We start from the raw sequence: 19,600 nt of genomic DNA on the forward strand, positions 1-19,600 counted from the left end.
CTCTTTAGTGCGCCAAACGTGCTTATATCGAAGAGGAGATTCCAGATATCTCGTCCCTCGATTCTGGAATGACGCTTCAATCGAGACCTGCTCCTCTTATCCCGCTTACTCGAATCTAAAGACTCTTTTCGCATCTCGTTACTCGCATCTTTTTCATAGCGCGACAGGGAATTTGTTCATTTATAGGTTCTATGAATTAATTAGCGTTGTTATGAAACTAATTTTCCATAAGATCATTTACACAATCTTAGTTTTCGATAACTGGATTACCTAGTTGTACGGTTTATAGATTAAAATTTTCTGACAACTTTTATCGTTTTTTTTTAATCAACCACTTTAATAAGGTAAATTCGCAATGTCGACCAAACTAGCTAACCCAGCGCCACTAGGCTTAATGGGTTTCGGTATGACCACTATTCTTCTTAATATCCACAACGCAGGTTTCTTTCCAATCGATTCAATGATTCTTGCTATGGGTATTTTTTACGGTGGTTTGAGCCAAGTTATCGTGGGCACAATGTGTTTCAAACGTGGTGACACGTTCGGTACAACTGCGTTTACTTCTTACGGCCTATTCTGGTTGTCTTTGGTTGGTTTAATCGTGATGCCTTACATGGGCCTACCTGCAAGCCCTGCAGCATTCATGGGTTGGTACCTACTACTATGGGGCATCTTCACAGGCTTCATGTTCATCGGTTCTCTATGCTACCCAGTGGCGAAACAAGTAGTATTCGGTTCATTAACTATCTTGTTCTTCCTACTTGCAGCTCGTGATTTCACTGGCAGCGAACTAATCGGCACTATCGCTGGTTTTGAAGGTATCTTCTGTGGCGCTTCAGCTATTTACTTTGCAATGGCACAAGTAATCAACAACGAATACGGCCGCACAGTACTGCCTATCGGTGAGAAGAAAGCACCTCAAATGGCAACACAAGAAATCGCTGCTTAATACTCTAACTCGGGAACAGTTAGTTTGTTATAAGCCATTTATTGGTTATGAATAAAACAAAAGGGGTTAGCCGAAATGGCTAACCCCTTTTTTATGCGTTAATAATAGCGCTATTTTTTTAAAGCGACCTATTTGCTAAGGAAAGCTTAAGCTGAAGGTTGCTCTACAGGTTTAGTGTCTGCAGCTTCTGCTTCAGGAGACTTGCCTGTCTTACGCTTGTACTTCTCTTCCCAGTAAGTAGCACCTTTAATGCCTAGTTTTACAGGGTTGAACGTGTACTCAGTTACGCCTTGTTTCTGCTGTTCTTCGTAGTCAGCTAGAGCTTTAAGCGCAGGCTTAGACATGAAGAAGATGATCAGAATACCAACGATGTTTAACCATGCCATCAAGCCAACACCAACATCACCCATTGCCCATGCAAGGTTCGCTGTTTTAACTGTGCCATAGAAAACTGCAGTGATAAGAACAAGCTTAAGTACGAACATCATGCCAGGGACCTTGATGGTACGACGTAGGTAAGCAATATTCGTTTCTGCGATGTAGTAGTAAGCAAGAATCGTTGTAAATGCAAAGAAGAACAGAGCAAATGCGATGAATGGCTTACCAATGCCTGGTAGTGCACTTTCAATAGCAAGCTGTGTAAATACAGGACCATTCGCGCCAATGTTTGCTGCTAGGTTCTGAACAAGGAACACACCCTCAGCGCCGCCATGAACGTTGTAAGCACCAGTGATGATGATCATGAACGCTGTAGCAGAACATACTAGAAGAGTATCGATGTAGATAGAGAACGCTTGTACCAAACCTTGCTGAGCTGGGTGATCAACACTTGCAGCCGCTGCCGCGTGAGGACCAGTACCTTGACCCGCTTCGTTTGAGTAAACACCACGCTTAACACCCCAACCAATTGCAGCACCGAAGCCTGCCATAGGTGTGAATGCATCACCAACAATCATTGCGAAAACAGTTGGCACTTGGCTGATGTTTAGCAGGATGATAACGAACGCGATGATGATGTAAGCCAATGCCATGAAAGGAACAACGATCTGTGTGAAGTTCGCAATACGTTTAACACCACCAAAGATGATGAAAGCAAGAATGATAGCAACAACAGTACCGGTGAAAATTTTAGCGAAACTGAATGTACCGACAGCTGTTTCAATCATGTCACCTGAGCCAAATGCAGCTTCTACAGCATTACCGATACTGTTTGACTGAACACCTGGAAGCAAAATACCACATGCAAAAATAGTCGCGATAGCGAAGATCCATGCGTACCACTTCTGACCCATTGCTTTTTCAATGTAGTAAGCCGGACCACCACGGAACTGGCCTTCGTCTTCTTCTTTGTAGATTTGAGCTAGCGTAGATTCTGCGTAAGCAGTTGCGGCGCCAAAGAAGGCTACAACCCACATCCAGAATACGGCACCTGGGCCACCGAAACCGATAGCGGCAGCAACACCAGCAATGTTACCTGTACCGACACGGCCAGATAGCGAAACGGCTAGAGCTTGGAAAGACGAGATGCCTTTTGATGAGCTTTTACCCGATAGTAGCAAGCGCCACATTTCAAAGAAGTGACGGATTTGAACAAATCGAGTCATGATGGAGTAGAACAAACCTGCACCTAAACATAGGTAGATAAGTACTGGACTCCAGATTATTCCATTCAAAAAATCAACGAATGACTGCATGAGTATTTTCCCTGTTAGTTTTGCTTATGATTGTTTTTCGAACAACACAATACTTCACTTGTAACCCGAGTGTTAAATTATTTAACTGCCTATTAGGATTACTGTGACATAAAGCATGTTACAGGGGGTGTTTGTTAACGATTAGTGCTAATTTGATAATCGTTCCATTAAAATTGATATGCAATTAGTTGTTTTTAGTGTCGGTTTGTAAAGTGAATAAATAGTGATTAATACAAATTTTCGAAACTCACAATATGTGTCAGAAGGGAAAATAGAAGAAAAATGAGAGGAAACGTTGTTCAGTACTAATGACTGTTAACACATTACGACGGTAAAGATGCAAGAATATATCACCGATATAGTGAAATTAGGCAGGTTTAAGGGGAGGTATTATTTAAAATATCAGTAGTGATTTTTAGAACTTTCCGTAAGGATTACCGCAATCAGAAATCGTGAATTAATCGCCTGTTTTAAACGACTGTAAATCCTTTTCCAACCAAAGCTTGAGCGAACTCAGACTGAGTATTTGGCTCGCCGTGAATCAAATGCACCTCTTTCGGTGGAGTCGCGATGCCGTCTATAAATTGGTAAAGATCCTCTTTATCAGCATGGGCAGAATAGCCAGACATGCCATGAATTTGAGCATTAACCTCAACGTCTTTGTTATCAATAGAAACCTGCATTTCGCCTTGTTGCAGCTCTCGTCCGAGCGTCCCGTGCGCTTGATAGCTCGCTAAAATTACATCGGTTCGTTTATCGGGAAGCAAGGCAGATAAGTAGTTCATTATCCTGCCACCCTGACACATCCCAGAAGCTGCGACCACAATCGCAGGTTCACCTGTCGACTTGAGGCGATTCACGATTTTCTTGTGCATTCTATGTCCATCGACGGTAATGCACTGCTCAAAAGCGAGTGGGTGGCGTTCCAGTTCAAGACGCTGCTTTGCTTCTTGTCCCCACAACTCTTTAAAGCGTCGGTATGAACGTGTCACTTTCTGAGCCATCGGAGAATCGAGAATAATAGGAATATCGCTACTGAGTTGATGCTCAAAGATCAGGTGCTCGATATCAAACAGCAGTTCCTGAGTTCTGCCGATACTGAAGGCCGGAATTAGAATAACGCCACCGTCGAGCAGTGAACGATCAATGATTGCTTTGAGGCGCTCAGCTCGCGTAGCGATATCATCATGAGTACTGGTGCCATAAGTGGATTCGATAAACAGATAGTCGGCTTGTCGTGGTGGCTTAGGATCGGGCAGTAGTGGTGTGTTACTTGGGCCCAAATCGCCAGAGAAGACTACCACCTCTTGGTTGGGTAACTTAATCTCGATATAGGCAGAACCTAAGATGTGCCCCGCAGGTTGAAAGCGAGCATACAGAGTATTTGGCCTATCATGATCCTTTCCGTTGTTTTGCTGTTTAGACGTGATTGGAAACCATTCCCCGTAAGGCTTGGGAGCAATTAACGAATGAATCTTTTTGAGTATCAGCTTCGACTGTTTATTGCTGAGTCCTTGCAGCTTTAAGCCATCCTCAATCATTAAAGGGGCAAGTTCAGCGGTGGCTTGCGTGCAATAAATCGGTTGGTTAAACCCACTGGCGAGTAACCAAGGTAATCGGCCAATATGATCAATGTGAGTATGGGTCAGCAGCAGAGCGTTGAGGTGGGATGTTTCAAATTCAATATCAAGAGGGCGAGTGTCCGCACCTTGAAGCTCTAAACCTTGAAAAAGGCCACAATCGATGAGCACCGCTTGGCCTGAATCTCTTAATTCGTGACAAGATCCTGTGACAGTATGTTTGCCACCATGGTGAATCACTTCCATCGTTTACTCCCATTGCTCTATAAGGCAGATAACGCCTGTTTTTATTTTGCGGATAAGCGCCAGCAAGTAAAACAAGAACAATGAGAGTTGCGATCGTTGAGTGTCTTTTTAAGTAACTGAGCGATGACTCAGTGGTTTCGTTGCGAGTTAGTTCGTAGAAGAACGATCTGAATCCAACTCTGTTTTTTGCTGCGCCTCTAAACGAGCCACTTCGGCATCAAGCTCTGCTATTTTCTCTGCCATGAGTGCGTGACAGCGATTGGCCAGCTCTCTTGCGTCGCTAAGCTTGTATCCGGATACATCGATAGGTTCCAGCATCTCGGTGATCACAATGCCATTATTGGCTCGATTCAAGTCGATCTTATTGTGCGTGGTGCTGGTACACATCGGGGTGATAGGCACACCAGCTTCGATTGCCATTCGGAAAGCGCCCGTTTTGAATGGCAATAGTCCACGTCCTTTACTACGGGTTCCTTCCGGGTAAACCCAAACAGACAGATCTCTCTGATGAATCGCTTCCGCCACTTGTTTGATGGTATCGCGTGCTTTGGACTTATCTTCGCGGTTAATCATGATGTTACCGGTGATCCAATACAGCAGGCCAAAGAAAGGCACGTACAACAAATCGCGCTTGCCCAATGAAACGGTGCGCGGTCTTAGCATTCCTGGATCGGTCACAAAGTCCAATATGCTTTGGTGGTTAGAGATGTAGACGCTGTTTTCTGGTGTTGGGGCATTGTCTAGGCCGCGCTGCACCAGTTTTACACCGATGATCTTTTGGAGTTGGTTGAACCAACGACAGAAAACGTACACATGCTTGGGGTTCTTGGGGCTAAACAAGCAGTAAACAAAAGCACATAGAGTGGTGAAAATAATAAACACCGTAGCCAAAATAATACGAAGAACAGCAAGCACAATTCACTCCTTACTCACCGCAAGATGGCAGTGATTAAATAGTTTTAGATGCTTGAAGTCTTCACTCTATTTAACCGAATTGCAACAATTAACTGTGATAGGGGGCTATTTTTAGATCTTTATATAAAACAAGGACTAACAATGGATGTTTGACACAGTTATCGAGTTTACACGTGTTCACCAGTAATGGCTCATGATCACCAATACTGTTTATTTGGATCCGATTTTTCTACCCATTCCGGATCTTGACGCGATTCTAAGTAGAGTTGTAGGCCGTTATAAGACATGAAAGCGGCAGGGCCGCCGAGGTGCTCGAAATAGTCAAAATACTCATCTTCGAGAGCACAAAGGTGGGCTAAATCTTTAACCTTGTTAGCCAGGGCCCACTGAATAGCAAACACAGGCGCTATTGAGCCTGAAATATTCACCTCTTCGACGTTTGGGTTAAACATTGAATTAGCTTGCTCAAGCAGTATCTCTTCTTGTTCAGACTCCTGTTGCAGCACCTCTTCGACGATCTCCGAGCGCTTGGTATTAGAGACATTCTTGTTCAGCTTGGCGATTCGCAGTGCGTAGCTAAACCTTTCTGATGAAACGATGTCGACAAGCTGCGACAACAGCTCTTTGTCTACGCCTGCTGCCTTGGTGAAATAGTCGATACATGAATTGATTGAGGCATAACGAGTACCGTCAAACTCAAAGCCACTGGTTTCGTCGTATACCTCAAGTGGGATGTCATCAACCGACAAAGGCCAGCCTTTATAATCGACGCGTTGCTTGGCGATTTGATACATCTTCCAAGCGCTGCGCCCAAACCCACCGAGCGTCGAACCCGAGAAATCAGAATCAATAAGCTCTTGCTCCGTCCAGTTCTCACCGATGCCAAGGTGCTTAGCGTACTTGTCTATCAGAGTGTGTTTTATCTGATCGCGCACAGACCAAATTGAGGTCAGATTCTTTGAATAGTTAATTCTCGCACACTCATTACAAGCCGGCAGTGCTATCGGTGAATGGCCAATCTTGGCAACTGCCTGCGCTGTCTTAGGAAATTCAACAAGGTTACTTGAAGGTTCACCACAAAACCAACAGGTGTGGCGCAGGTCGAATGGGGTATCTATGTGTGAGTATGTGTTAACTGTCAATTTTGAACCATTTCTGAGTTATCGAGATAAAGGTAGTGAGTATTTACCTATGGGGAATGTCTTGCTATACCACTATAGCAACCAGCGTTTTATATTCTTTGGATTCGCTAGGGTTAATTGGTACTTTTTTGGAGCTGAAGAGAGCTTCTTAGTATCTACGCAGACATCCAAACGTTTGAGCAAATACTTAATCAATGCTCGTCGACAGTCAATTGTAAATGGCGCATCATGCATCCCGTAGTCGACTTTCACTATTTGCTGTTGTGCGGGTGAAAGATGTGGATTTGGGATGATTTCGATTATCTCTTCTGTTGCCCAATCTTCATCGTCTTCGATGTTAATCTCTGATTGGTTGAGCAGCTCAGGCTCACCTCTAAATCGGCTCAATACAAAGTCTAAGAACATCCTTCTTTCTTCGCAATATGCTCTCACATGCCAGCGAAATCCATCAAATACGATAGTGTGCGGGACAATATTTCTGCCTCGCCCTTCAGGGTTATCCATTGATACATACTCTATATCAACTCTGCGTCTTTCTCGTGCCGCTTGAAGAAGTCTACGAACGATTATAGGGGCTATCTGCCTGTCTGGGACTGAAAGGACAATAGAGTCTGCGAAACCCAGATCTTTTAAATTAAAGCCGTCTACATGGTCACTGTTGTATTTGTGTAGTAGTGACAAATACTCATTCGGAGTGCCTTTTGTAAACTTTGGCGCAAAATGATCAGTAAGTCGGTAGCCTTTAATACTACGATCATGAACAAGTGGTGAAGTAGAAAAGTGCTCTTGATAAGCTTTGATGTCTCTAGAGGCTTGCTGTCGCTTAATGTTGAAAGAGTTACATAGGTGATTAGTCGTAACGCGACCCTCCCACAATGCAACAACTTCGATTAATTTGAAGCGCAGTAACTGATCCCACTTTATTGTCATAACAATTATCTAATGCCTGAAAATGATACATGTTGATGTGTACAGAATATACGTACATTTTTTACATGGGTATAGTACACACTCAACGGTTAAAATTGCGGAGTGTTACGTAACGCAATGTAAGCTAAATCATACTTTTCTAATACTAAACACAATATTTGTTTGTAAAGCGAGTAAGATAAACAATTTGCATATGGCGATGTTAGCTCATCCACTCATTCCATTTTTTTATGGTTATAAGTACCGTTACTTTTCCGTGTTTGATACTATTTATCTCCACAAAAAAAGTCCGTTTAATCAAATTTTGAAGAGATTCTTTTGAACTTAGAAAAAGCCCTCAGCATACTTTCTAAATCATCGCCATACGCGGTAAGTACAGAAAGAGAGCAAAATCAAGATCTTCTGGCTGATTATAAAAGCCATGTGTACATCACCACAAACATCGAAGTGGACTTTAAAAAGTCGCTTTTGTCTTCTAAGAAAAGTGACATCATATTTTTGTGTGGCAGTAGCGGTGATGGTAAATCTGAGATTCTGACTCAGTATAGCCAGAAGCATAAAGCGACACATGAATTCCATCTGGATGCGACACACAGCTTTAACCCAAATCAGACGGCAATCAATGCGTTGGATGAGCGATTCTCACAGTTCAAAGGAAATGATAAGCCACTTGTTGTTGGCATTAATATCGGAATGTTAGGCAACTATGCTGAGGAAGGTGCTGAACAACACGACGATATTAAAGCTTCGATAAAAGCGTTCTTGGAAAACAAAACGGACGATATTCCAGCGAACCACATTTTCTTAGATTTCGAGCAGTACCCGAAATTTACGCTTGGCCACGAAGTTAGCACATCCGACTTTGCTGCTAAGTTTCTCGCACGCTTAACGGAACCAACGTTGGACAACCCGTTTTACGCCCTGTATGACAGCGAAGTACAAAAGTTAGGCCACAGTAAACTCACAGCGAACTATGCGTTGCTAGGGCTGGAATCTGTGCAGAAGAATATTATTTCTTTGCTTCTGAAAGCTCGTTTAATCAAAGATCAGTTCCTAACGGCGCGAGCGCTACTGGACTTTGTGTACCAGATCTTAGCGGGCGATGACTACCTGTTCGACAATTTGTTCTCTGGCTCAGATAATGAGCTTTTAGAGCATATTCAAAGCTTTGACCCAAGCAATATTCACACTCGCAAAATCGACGAATTCGTTCTTCAGTTTGGTCTAGGGATTGAAGACCAAGGCTTTACACAACTTAAAGATCAGGTGAAAGCACAAGGTGTATTTGATGTGCTCACTGCTGCTTCATACCTGCGCATGGTTTATCTGTTGAAAGACGAAGAGCAATTTGCGAATGATTACATTAATGAGCTGAAAGCAGACTTTGATAACTCTTTGGTTGAGCAATACGCAAACATCTGGCTACTTCATAGCGAGTTTTCTGGAAAGCAGAAAAAAGAACTGAATAAGTTTTATAAAGACACTCTCATTGCAGCTGTACATCGCTATTGTAACCGCAATTCGCCATCACTCGATAAAGACCAATTCTTTGTCTCTGAATACAATGGCTACAAAACAGCAGCTGAACTTGAAGTGAAACCTGATTTTTCATCGATTAAAACACAAGCGGTGGGCAAGATAGGCTCATTTAACGCTCATATTCGAGTTGATGACCATTCACTTCTGCCAATGCCGATAAGTATTAACTTGTTGGATTTGTTGGAAAAAATCAACCAAGGGTACCGACCGAATAAGCATGACAAAAATGCGGTGCTTTTGTTGGATGAAGTAATAGAGCAGATCATCACGGTAGCGAACGAAAAGAATACTCTGTTTATTCTGAAAAACGACAAACGCTACAAGATCGTGAATGAAGATGATGAATATTTCGAAGTGAGTGGCTTATAAAATGACAATGGATAATTACACCCAACCATTTAATCAATCGTTGCCACAAACTGCGGAAGGCGTGCCGAATAAAAACAGCCTAAGCAGCTATTTACCTATTCGAACCAAGGGTAATGACTTTGATTTTGATGCGGTCATCGGTTTAGTTTTGCGTGGGCTTCTGCGTAAAAAAGTAGAAGGTTATAGCTACGAACAGTTTGTGGCCGATTGCCAAAGTGCGTTTGAAGAAAAGCTTGGTGAAGAAGAGTTTTGGCAAGTGCTAAAAGAGATGTATTTTGAAAACAAAGACATCTTTACTGTGAGCCCTGAACTCCTTCTGTTCCGTGCTCAAAAAGGTGAATTTGCAGCAGGTGATTCACGTGTTGCTTCTATGTACACCAATTTACTTCAGAACATGCGTGTAGAAGAGTTTGATGCCAAATTAAACTTTATTGAACGTGAAATGCTTTCTACGCTTCGTGGAAAAATGAAGTCTGACTCGTCATTGCAAGCGAGTGAGAAACCATACCTACCTTATCTTTCGAAAGCATTCCGTGACGATCTGAAATTCTTGGCAAGTCGCCCTAAGTATCTGCTTAGTGAAATAGAGTCGTTCCTGTCTTTTTATGGTTTTGCATACTCTGCGCAGTTGAGTCTAGCGCTAACAGATTGGCGTAGTGGTCAAGAGCCAGTGGCTAAGCCTCTCTATTTCATTATGGATCATGAGCGTGCCAGTAATGAGCGTACTCATATTAAGAATCATGGCTATAAGTTGTTTAATGAGTCAGCCACTCGACTATTCCCTATGCTGACGATGCTTGAGCTACTTCAGCCGGGTGTTGGAGATAAGAACGCGATAAAAGTACCCCTGTGGGAAATATCGAAGGGCATTCAAGAGTCGAAGTCGACGCACCTAAAAGAACAACTAGAAAAGTTTGCCAGAGCGTTTAAGTCACAGCGTAATCTAGACACGGCTCTAGATGAATCAGAACTGGCACTCGACTGGCTCGGTAACATAATGAAGCTCGCATCCGCACAGTTTAGCGTCGGCGAACGTTTCAATATCAACAAGAAGTATGTGTCAGAAGTCGAGAAGTACTTAGCGTCTCACTTTATTCAAAGTCGAGGTCGCAGCGGTCGAGTATTAGTGCTCAACCAAGACTACATCATCTTATTGACCAACCTTGTTGTTGGAGAAAAGGACAAACTCCGTTTCCACGAACTGATCACAGCCTTTGAGCAACGTGGCATTTTCGTTGATAAACAAACAGAACAAGAACTAATTAAATTCTATGAGCGCATTGGTAACGTAGAGCGCATGAGTGATAGTGGAGACGCAGTTTATGTCCGTAAAACAATTTGAGACCTTTCTAGTAGAGCAGTTTTTAGCGGATGCTGAAACACACATCAAGGCAGGTTTCCGTTATCAGTTTAAGTCGCCAGATAATGAAAATAGCATGCGCTTGTATCAGGCGATGACGGCTCATTCTGAAAACAGCATTGATGCGACTAACGATATCAAGTTGCCATTCATTGAACTTTCAGGCTGCAAAATCGTACCTGTGATTCATAGCGAAAACCCAGCGGAATTCGAGGGCTTTACTGAAAACTACATCTCTCATCTACGTGATGAAGTGGCGAGCCAATCTGGCTACTTAAAAGGTTGCGCTCTAGTTGTGATCCATAACAGCTTGCTTGATACCTTGATCAACTCTGCAGAAGACCTGGCTCAAGTGGGACAGGTTTGGAGCGCATCAAAGATCAAAGCGGCAATGAAAGGGTTAATCGATCAGCAAGACAAAGGGCGCGATGTGTCAAATTGTCTGCTTGATGACCAATTCGATGCCATTTTAGAAGATGGCGCAACCATGTTTGGTTTCGAGTCTCTATATAAAGCCGTTGAAGACGGTGACTTGCGCTTCAATGAATTAGGCATGTTTGAAGATCCGCTCGTAGCTGAAATGAGCGGCAATCCTAAGCAAATTAAAAAACGCCTAGAAGATAACCGTGCACTTTACGAAGAGCTCTCTTTTGAAGTTGAACACTTTGGTGGTCAGCTTCAAGACCGCTTGAAATCATTTGGCGAGAAATTTATTAAAGAGAACTTTTCAGAAACGGATGCATGGAAAGATGTTGAGCTCGAAGCATTCCTACAAGAGAAAAAGCGCAATGCTCAGCAGCAGCTAGTTCTCGAAGAAGAGCAGGCTAGCGACGGTATTACCATCACGGCTCGTAACCGTGCAGAGACCAAAGCGGGTATGCGTGACCGCCACTTAATCATCGAGTTAGATGAAGATGTAAATGAGTTTGAACTGAAGCTGATCTTCCAAGGTGCGAGTAATCTCGATAAAAGCCAATTCAAAATTCAGCCAGCTAAAGCGCTTAATAACGAAGAAGTAATTGAAACACGTAACAGTTTTAAAACGACACGAGCTAGCTTGAAAGGTACGTATAAGCATGAGCCACTGTTTTTTAACTTAGCTCTAAAGCGTGAGAACAAATCTGAGGTTTATAACTTCCGTTGTTTAGTGGTTCGTAAAGGCGAGTTCTATATTGAGCCATTCAAAAACATCTTCTTGGTAGAGCCTGCACCAGCGAAGCAGCGCTTAACCTTGAACATGGAAGAGAACAAACTGCAAATTAGAGCTAATGAAGGCAGCGCATGTTCACTGCTTGATGCTAAGCAGGTTGTTGATGCAGCAGATTACGCCGTAGTGGATTTTGAAGCCTTAGCTAATGAAGCTGACGAAATAGATTTTGCAGTAAAATCTGGCGATAACCAGCTTAAGTTTAATGTGGAAGGTGCAGTAGCCACCGATTCATTGAGCTTACCTTTATTGATTAATAGAGGTCGTTACCACAAGCTTTTCAAAGATGAATATAACGGCGAATTTTATTCTCAAAAAGGCAAAGTGGGTATCGATAATAGTGAGTTCGTTGTACCAGGTGTTCGTTTAAAGCTGCTTCGTTGGGAAGAAGAATTCATCAACCAAAAAGTTGTTTCTATTGCTGATTCGGGTGCGATTAAGCTCGATGACCTGCAAGCGATTGATGAGGCTATTCACTCTTCTTACGTTGAGCTTTTTGATTACCTAGAACAACGCCGCAGTACGCCTTCATTAGCATCTTGGGGCGATGAGTTTACAACACTTGTCCAAAATACAGTTGATGCTTGCTTAGCGTATTTTGAAGCGATCCCAACGGGTAGCATGCTGACCAAAGAGCAAAAATCAGCGCTGAAAATCGGTTTGGTACAATCTGAAGATGAAGAGTACTACTCACCTTTCCACCCGCTGATTTTGGCTTATTACCTCAATCTAAGAGGTGCGATTCGTGATGATAAGAGCTTTGCTCAGCTTCCTGATGTCACTTTTGAACGCTTGTCGCCAAAAGGTTTACTGCCATATGTTTACCACCCAAAACATGAGTTTTCTTATAACCAACAGGTGAAAGAGAATGCGTTCTGGATCAAGAGTGTGCCACAAGAGAAAAGCTCTCTTACGTTCGTTCGCAAGTTAGTAAAAGAGAAAATCGACGAGTTCCAAACGGCATTCAGCCAATTGTTCACTGGCTCTGAGAAGAGCATTATCGTTAATGCGGTGAACCAAGACAGCGCTGAAGAGTTATTTATGGGGCTGGTGGATTATGTCCGCAGTAACCAAGATCAGGCTGCGTCGATTCATATTAATCTGTATGACGACAAGTTAGCGTTTAATGCGTTTGACCGATTCGCAGAAACAGCCAATTACGATGAATTGAAAGAGTGGTTAGAGCTGAACAAGGGTAAAGTTCGTGAAGTTGCCGATACTATTATCGACATTCTTCGCACGCGCCTAACTTACAGCAAGTTCACTAATGCCCAAGCCGAAAAAGATGGCCAGTCTTATGCGCATCTTTCCTTTTTCCGTAATAACGACAAGGTCGATTGTTCAGACATTGCGATTGAAGATATGGCATCAGGCATAGCTTGTGACGGCCTACTAACGGGTGATGCTTCTGAAAGTAAATCTGGCTCGTACTTTACGGGTTTTGGCTTGAAAGGAACGGATTACCAAGACTACCCACACTTAATGATGGCGAAGTATGTTGGTGCTCTATTGAAGCCAGCACTCAAACCGAACACTCAATATCACGGTGCAAATGCAGTTGCCTTAGCAGTCAGTGAGGACTTTAAAGGCTTACTGGAGCGTTCGTACGAGAGTTCTATCTGGACGACTATCATTGATCCGAAAGTGACGTTGGACTTCTTCCACAGCAATGAAGATGTAGTATTGATTCACTATTCAGATCAGTACACCAGCTCTTCTAGCTACGATGCAATCACTGTTACTGCACAGCGCGGTTTGTTTGAGAAAGTCATCAAGCAAGGTGATGGTGGCCAAATCAATGAGTTCAACGCGTTCAACGGTGATTGGCTGTTGAAAATGATGACTTGCGCGCCAACCATCAATAAAGAGCGCAAAGGCGTGATTGGTGCCTACAAGTTTGTGACTAGCCTAGTGCATGATTCAGACATTACATGGGTGCCTCTGTCCGTTGCCGAGATGATTCGCGTATCGGGCAACATTGGCCTGAAGATGTCTGACAGTGAATTCTCTCGTAATGTTCAAGGTTACAAGAAAGGCGAAATTTCTGACGATGTGTTGCTGGTTGGTTTCAAAGACCAAGACATGTACCTGCTACCTGTCGAAGTGAAAACGGGTTCGGTGCCGAATTACAACAAAGCCGTTAAACAATCAAAAGAGCTATTGCGTTACTTAAGCCAAGACTTACTTGGCAACAAAGACTTAGCGAGCAAGTTATACCGTGGTTTGTTCATGCGCCAAGTTTTGATGCAAGTTGATAAGTATCGCTTATACAAAGTATTTGCTGATGATTACTTCGACACTTTGCTGGCAAACAAAGAAGAGTGGCTAAGAGGTGACTACTCACTTGGTCAAATTGCAGATTACCCAGAAGGCTTTGTGGTTAGCCACCTTGAAGGGGCTGGCTGTTTACAACCCGACTACCAAATGATTGAAGGGGTGTTAAAAGTCGACCTGCCGATGGGGCTACTTCCTGGCTTAGTGGAAACTCCGCTGCAAGAAGTGTTGAACGAATTAGATGTAGTGAAACTCTGCCATGTACCAAGTGAGTATGTGCTGAATGGTGAAACTCGATTAGAAAAACTCCCTGAAGCTGAATCACAGCCAACAGTTGTAGTATCTGATGAGGTTGAAACTCCAGGATTAGTGAAGCCTGAACAGCCTTTTGTTGAAGAGCAAGTATCACCAGTCGTTGAGCCTATGAAGGTTGAGTCTAACAGCAACTTAAACGTATTGTTTGGCCATAATGCTTTAACACAAGCACCACTGAACTGGGAGCCAACGAATACTGCCAAATTCATGAATACCAATACCGGTATTATTGGAACCATGGGTACGGGTAAAACGCAGTTTACCAAGTCGGTGATCACTCAGCTTTATCGTAACCAAGCAGACAACGTAAACGGTGCGCCTATTGGCATGCTTATTTTCGACTACAAATCAGATTATGTAGACGATAAGTTCCAACAAGCGACTGCGGGTAAGAAGTTTAACCTTCACAAACTGCCATACAACCCACTGAGTCTATTTGGTGACACACCAATGCTACCTGTGCACACCGCACGTGGCTTCTCTGAAACCATGGGTAAAGCCTTCGGCCTAGGTCAAAAGCAGCAACTGCGTTTGCGTAAGCTGGTGGGTGAAGCGTATGAGTTGGCGGGTATCCGCAAAGCGGATCCAAACACTTGGTCAAAAGCAGCGCCGACAATCTCACAGGTATGGGACTTGTTCATTGAAACAGAACCTGATGAAGATTCACTGTATGCGGCACTTGAGAGCTTATATGAGCTAGAGATCTTTGAAGACGACAACACTAAGTGCATGAGCCTTTATGACTTAGTTGATGGCATTACGGTGGTTGAACTGGCGGGTTACCCATCAGAGATCCAGAACCTTGTAGTCGCACTAACGTTAGACCTTTTTTACTCGCAGATGCAGAAGAAGGGTAAGCCTGAAGTGCAGGGTGATTTGCGCCAAATTACTAAGATGATCTTGGTGGATGAAGCCGATAACTTCATGTCTCAGAACTTCCCAAGCTTACGTAAGATCTTGAAGGAAGGACGTGAATACGGTGTGGGTGTTATCCTTTCGACACAAGACATTACCCACTTTCAAACGGGTGAGAATGACTACTCAAGCTACGTGTTGACATGGGTAATTCATCGCGTAGCGAAGATTCGCCCACAAGAATTAAAAGCCATGTTTGGTGTAAACGAAAAAGCAGAACAAGAAAAGCTGATGGAAACCATCAATAAACTAGAGAAACACTATAGCTTATACATTGATGGAGCGAAGAAGATTCAAAAGATGCGGGATAAGGCGTTTTGGGAGTTGTGTTGTTAACTGTCTGATTTATTGCAAAAAAAACACCCAATGGGTGTTTTTTTTGGGTTTTGTCTGTAACATTAGATTCTCTTTATTGAAAATGGATAAAAGATTGATTAAACATGGAAAATACAAAAAATAGCAAGAAAAATGCACACTCAGTTAATAAAGAAGTTCTCTTATATATTTCCATCTTAACAACATTAGTAATAATTTTTATTGTTGGTTTTTATATTTATAACTTTAAAGAATTGTCTATATCTCCTGATCCAGAAAAGTGGGGGCCATTTGGTGACTTTTTTGGCGGAGTTCTAAATCCTATTCTAGCATTCATTTCTTTTTTAGCTTTACTTTATACAATTCATATGCAACAAATGGAGCTATCTCTTACTCGTACTGAATTAGAAAGAAGTGTATCTGCTCAACAGGATACTGCATCATTTGCTAAGTCCCAAAATGAAATAACAATAGAACAGATTAAACGTATTGAAAGTAATGAAAAGAAAAATGACATATACAAGCTAATAGGCTCTATAGAAAATAAAGTTTCTAGTGTCTTAAGCTCTGAAGTTAGAAGTTATCGAACAAATAATGACATTACCTTAGAAAAAGTTTTTTACTTTATTAATAGAGATGTAGATAAGGGCGGTCTTACTAAGGATAAAGTGTTTGATATACGAGATGAGTATAAAATACAGTTAGATAACTTAGAGACTCAATTGTCCGAGTTAGACAGACTTATAGATTGCTTTACAGAAATAAGCGGTCATGAATTATTAAAAGAGTATTACGAAAAAACGTATTGTTTAGATAGAAAAGTAATTGAATACATCAAAGGTAATTAAAGTGAGTGACTCTATTATAATAGATAATTTTACTCGTTATACAATGAATGAGTTTCATAAGTTGCCTGAAAATCCAGGTATATATTGTTGGTACAGCAAAACTAATATTGCTGAAATTGACTGGAAGGAAACAAGTGATAAAGATTTTTATGAAATAATATCAAGTTTTTTAAAGAGATATAGGCCAAACTCGCTTCAAGCAAATGTAAAGAGTTCTTTTGGGTTAAGTTGGGAGTCTGACTTAACGGAGCGTAATATTGGAAGTTGGGTCGAAGCTGTAGAAGATAAATTAGTAAATGATAATGCCAGTGAGCCTTCTGGTTTTAACTCTATGATTTCAAAGGATAATAATAGGGAGTTACTGTCAAGAGTACTTAATTTGTCAGGTCCTATTTTTTCATCGCCATTATATATCGGGAAGGCAAATAATTTAAGTGTCAGACTTAATGAACATAAAAATAAGCTAAACGATTTGTATGAGGAAGGTTCAAAAGAAAAAGATAGATTTTTTAATAATGGCTCGGACTTTTCGGAGAGGGCTTTTGGAGCTGGTTTCACAAGAACTGAATTATATGTATACGCTTTAGACCTGGTCAAGTTCTCAGAACAGCTGAAAATAACGAACTATAATGTTGATGATTTGTATAATTTATCATTAACACTTGAGTATATTCTAAATAGAAAATATAGACCATTTTTGGGGAGAAATTAATGTCAGATGATTTATTTGAAGGCTTGGATGACCTGATTACAAAGTTTGAGCATAGCGTTATTGGTACAAAAGGCGAGTTTTGGAGCTCTGGAGGTCCTGTTGAATTTATAATGACTAATGCCAAGCTATCTCTATTGGAGAATGAGGACTCGGCTAAGCTAACAAGACAACTTTACCCTGTGAGAGAGTTATTGGATTTTAATAAATTAGACTTTGACCAATTACTACAGCGAGATTTAGATGATCATAGGGTAGCGACTGAATTAATTCCTTATTTGCTAGAGCGCGCTCATCAAGGCCCGTCATTCTTCCCTCCTATTGTTGCAGCTTTATTACCATTCAAAAAAAAATCACCGATAGAAAATTTCCCTAATATCGAGCTAACAGGTGTAGAAAAGAACGATGGAGCTTTTTGGTCTGGAGAAATTAGTGGTACAGCATACAAGTTTCAAAATTTGGTTACAAAAAGTGGTTCTAAAGCTCCTTTCAACATGTCTCGTTTGCAATGGAACGAGAGTGGAGCTCGCCTTGTAGTGCTTGATGGTCAGCATAGGGCAATGGCTATGTTAGCTATAGCTAGAACCATAACTGATACTTGGGGAGATAGTGGTGGTGAAAAATATAAATACTTTTATGAGAGTCGAATAAAGAAAATAATAGATAAGTTAGGAGGTATAGATTGGGTTGAAAATAACATTGAAAAAATTGAGTTCCCTGTTTGTTTAATTAAATTTAAAGAAGATGAAAATAAAATAGATCATCATGATAGTGCTAGAAAGTTATTTGTAGACGTTAATCAAAATGCAAGGCGGCCATCGGAAAGTAGGATTATTTTACTGTCTGACAATGACTTGCTTAATATTTTTACGAGAAAAACTTTAAATGAAATAAGAAATGAAAGTTGTAGCTTCCCAATTTACGCTATCGAATATGATTATCCTGGCTCAAACAAAAAAACGCACTCAACGAGACCTGTTAAGTGGAGTTCAATAGTTAATATTGAAATGTTAAGAGCTGCAGTAGTTAGAACCGTCTTTGGCCCATCAAAGTTTATTGACTCTGTGGACTCTAAAATCGGTGGTAAGCCGAATTGGACTGATAAAAATCAATTCATGGGAGAAACACTTCAACTGGAAAGCTGGTTTCCTCGCCAAGTAGAGTTTGAAGGGTTAGTTTTTGAAAGAGATAACATTAAGAAAGATTATTTTCCAAAAAACAAACTTAATGAGTTTGTTGAAAAATACAATGAATCTTGGGGAAAAGCGATCATTACTGTATTTGAAAATTTTCTCCCTTTCCAGGCTCATTCTAGAGCGCTCAATGAACTATTAGAGAGTTGGAATACTTATGAAGTTCATTCTTCACTGGCAAAAGAAGCGATTAGCAAAGGTCAGGGAATGTATTGGACTCTTAAAGATAGCTATGACCATTGGAAAGAAAATGGCAAAAAAGGCATAGACGATACATCAAAAGCATGGGATGCCATTGATAGTAAAAAAGAAGACTTTTATATTTTGCTTGCAAATAATTACTTAGGTAAAAGTAATAAAGAATGCTTGGAAAAATCTAGATCTTTTTATGAAATATTTAATACATATGCGAACTTTGTTGGCTTGTTCTTGATGTTGTCAACATTGGTTAGAAGTCATGGTATCAAAGGTAAAGAGATTCCTAGTTTTGTTGATAATGTTATTAAATTAATGAATAGCAAGTTGCAGGCTAGTAATGGGAAGTTGAAGTTGTTTTTGCTGAGAGATATAGATCACCCTATAAATCGTATTAAGGGTATGGACTCGCCAGATTCAGGCTATTTTAGGTACTTCTGGCTTGAGTTACTTTTATCAAGCATAGATGATGATACTAGCTGTCTCGACTACTCGAAGGTTAATGAACTTGCCACAAGTGCAAGGTGCTTTTATCTAAATTACTTAATTAGAAATGAAAGTAACTTAATTAAAAGCAATGTGTCATTATCTCAATGGAAAAATCAACGTTCTGATTTAGAATTGGATGCATTAAATAAAGCTAAAGAACATTTACAAAAAGCGCTAAGTAAGTATTTCAATTTGAATAAAAGTGATTTTGAAGCTTGGTTCGAGCTATCATTTTATGCAGATGAAGCAGATGAAGCAGATGAAGCAGATGAAGCAGATGGTGTGGATGATTTAGAACAAGTTGAATTACAATTTGACAGCAAGTAACTGTACTATTTATTGAGATGAATTAAAAAATTTCATCCGATAAATTTTTGTAATTGATTTGTTGTAAAGATACTTGTTACTTGTTTAGA

12 protein-coding genes are annotated in these 19,600 nt (G+C 41.2%); 7 read left to right on the forward strand and 5 right to left on the reverse strand.

The genetic code is table 11. From position 1 onward, the window contains the following. Positions 1–355 precede the first annotated feature (355 nt). A complete protein-coding gene (locus AB6E54_RS08435) occupies positions 356–949 on the forward strand; it encodes an acetate uptake transporter (RefSeq protein ID WP_010440610.1) in 594 nt (197 codons plus the stop codon). 146 nt (positions 950–1,095) lie between these two features. On the opposite strand, the gene AB6E54_RS08440 is transcribed toward AB6E54_RS08435, so the two are convergent. The 5 genes from AB6E54_RS08440 to AB6E54_RS08460 all read right to left on the reverse strand — a co-directional run bounded on the left by AB6E54_RS08440 (position 1,096) and on the right by AB6E54_RS08460 (position 7,456). Then, positions 1,096–2,643, reverse strand: a complete 1,548-nt coding sequence (locus AB6E54_RS08440; RefSeq protein WP_102333727.1) for a sodium:alanine symporter family protein — start codon at positions 2,641–2,643, stop codon at positions 1,096–1,098. A 470-nt stretch (positions 2,644–3,113) separates the two neighbouring features. Further along, positions 3,114–4,469 carry an MBL fold metallo-hydrolase gene (locus tag AB6E54_RS08445; RefSeq protein ID WP_372168825.1) on the reverse strand — a complete coding sequence of 452 codons (1,356 nt, stop codon included), beginning with the start codon at positions 4,467–4,469 and terminating at the stop codon, positions 3,114–3,116. A gap of 147 nt (positions 4,470–4,616) precedes the next feature. Continuing rightward, positions 4,617–5,384, reverse strand: a complete 768-nt coding sequence (locus AB6E54_RS08450; protein ID WP_102333729.1) for a 1-acylglycerol-3-phosphate O-acyltransferase — start codon at positions 5,382–5,384, stop codon at positions 4,617–4,619. A 197-nt stretch (positions 5,385–5,581) separates the two neighbouring features. Next, positions 5,582–6,526, reverse strand: a complete 945-nt coding sequence (locus AB6E54_RS08455) for a hypothetical protein (protein WP_372168826.1) — start codon at positions 6,524–6,526, stop codon at positions 5,582–5,584. 72 nt (positions 6,527–6,598) lie between these two features. Then, on the reverse strand, positions 6,599–7,456 hold the full coding sequence (locus AB6E54_RS08460) for a helix-turn-helix transcriptional regulator (RefSeq protein WP_372168827.1): 858 nt from the start codon (positions 7,454–7,456) through the stop codon (positions 6,599–6,601). 318 nt (positions 7,457–7,774) lie between these two features. Between AB6E54_RS08460 and dptF the strand changes: the two genes are divergently transcribed. From dptF to AB6E54_RS08490, 6 genes are all read left to right on the forward strand, one after another. Continuing rightward, on the forward strand, positions 7,775–9,364 hold the full coding sequence (gene dptF, locus AB6E54_RS08465; protein WP_372168828.1) for a DNA phosphorothioation-dependent restriction protein DptF: 1,590 nt from the start codon (positions 7,775–7,777) through the stop codon (positions 9,362–9,364). A gap of 1 nt (position 9,365) precedes the next feature. Then, positions 9,366–10,706, forward strand: coding sequence for a DNA phosphorothioation-dependent restriction protein DptG (dptG, locus tag AB6E54_RS08470; RefSeq protein WP_372168830.1), 1,341 nt, complete (start codon positions 9,366–9,368; stop codon positions 10,704–10,706). Continuing rightward, entirely contained in the window at positions 10,687–15,771 is a 5,085-nt protein-coding gene (dptH, locus tag AB6E54_RS08475; RefSeq protein ID WP_372168832.1) for a DNA phosphorothioation-dependent restriction protein DptH, read from the forward strand. Before dptG ends, dptH begins: the two co-directional genes overlap by 20 nt. A 104-nt stretch (positions 15,772–15,875) precedes the next feature. Beyond that, positions 15,876–16,598, forward strand: a complete 723-nt coding sequence (locus tag AB6E54_RS08480) for a hypothetical protein (RefSeq protein WP_372168834.1) — start codon at positions 15,876–15,878, stop codon at positions 16,596–16,598. A 1-nt stretch (position 16,599) separates the two neighbouring features. Next, the gene (locus AB6E54_RS08485) at positions 16,600–17,310 is read left to right on the forward strand and encodes a hypothetical protein (RefSeq protein ID WP_372168835.1); all 711 of its coding nucleotides are present in this window, start codon (positions 16,600–16,602) and stop codon (positions 17,308–17,310) included. Continuing rightward, the gene (locus AB6E54_RS08490) at positions 17,310–19,511 is read left to right on the forward strand and encodes a hypothetical protein (protein ID WP_372168836.1); all 2,202 of its coding nucleotides are present in this window, start codon (positions 17,310–17,312) and stop codon (positions 19,509–19,511) included. Before AB6E54_RS08485 ends, AB6E54_RS08490 begins: the two co-directional genes overlap by 1 nt. Positions 19,512–19,600 lie beyond the last annotated feature (89 nt).

The sequence above is a fragment of the Vibrio sp. 10N.247.311.49 genome (assembly GCF_041467655.1).
Lineage (GTDB): Bacteria > Pseudomonadota > Gammaproteobacteria > Enterobacterales > Vibrionaceae > Vibrio > Vibrio crassostreae_C.

Coding starts and splice junctions, on each gene's coding strand:
- AB6E54_RS08435 (WP_010440610.1), top strand. CDS start 356: ATGTCGACCAAACTAGCTAACCCAGCGCCACTAGGCTTAATGGGTTTC.
- AB6E54_RS08440 (WP_102333727.1), bottom strand. CDS start 2,643: ATGCAGTCATTCGTTGATTTTTTGAATGGAATAATCTGGAGTCCAGTA.
- AB6E54_RS08445 (WP_372168825.1), bottom strand. CDS start 4,469: ATGGAAGTGATTCACCATGGTGGCAAACATACTGTCACAGGATCTTGT.
- AB6E54_RS08460 (WP_372168827.1), bottom strand. CDS start 7,456: ATGACAATAAAGTGGGATCAGTTACTGCGCTTCAAATTAATCGAAGTT.
- dptG (WP_372168830.1), top strand. CDS start 9,366: ATGACAATGGATAATTACACCCAACCATTTAATCAATCGTTGCCACAA.
- dptH (WP_372168832.1), top strand. CDS start 10,687: ATGTCCGTAAAACAATTTGAGACCTTTCTAGTAGAGCAGTTTTTAGCG.
- AB6E54_RS08480 (WP_372168834.1), top strand. CDS start 15,876: ATGGAAAATACAAAAAATAGCAAGAAAAATGCACACTCAGTTAATAAA.
- AB6E54_RS08490 (WP_372168836.1), top strand. CDS start 17,310: ATGTCAGATGATTTATTTGAAGGCTTGGATGACCTGATTACAAAGTTT.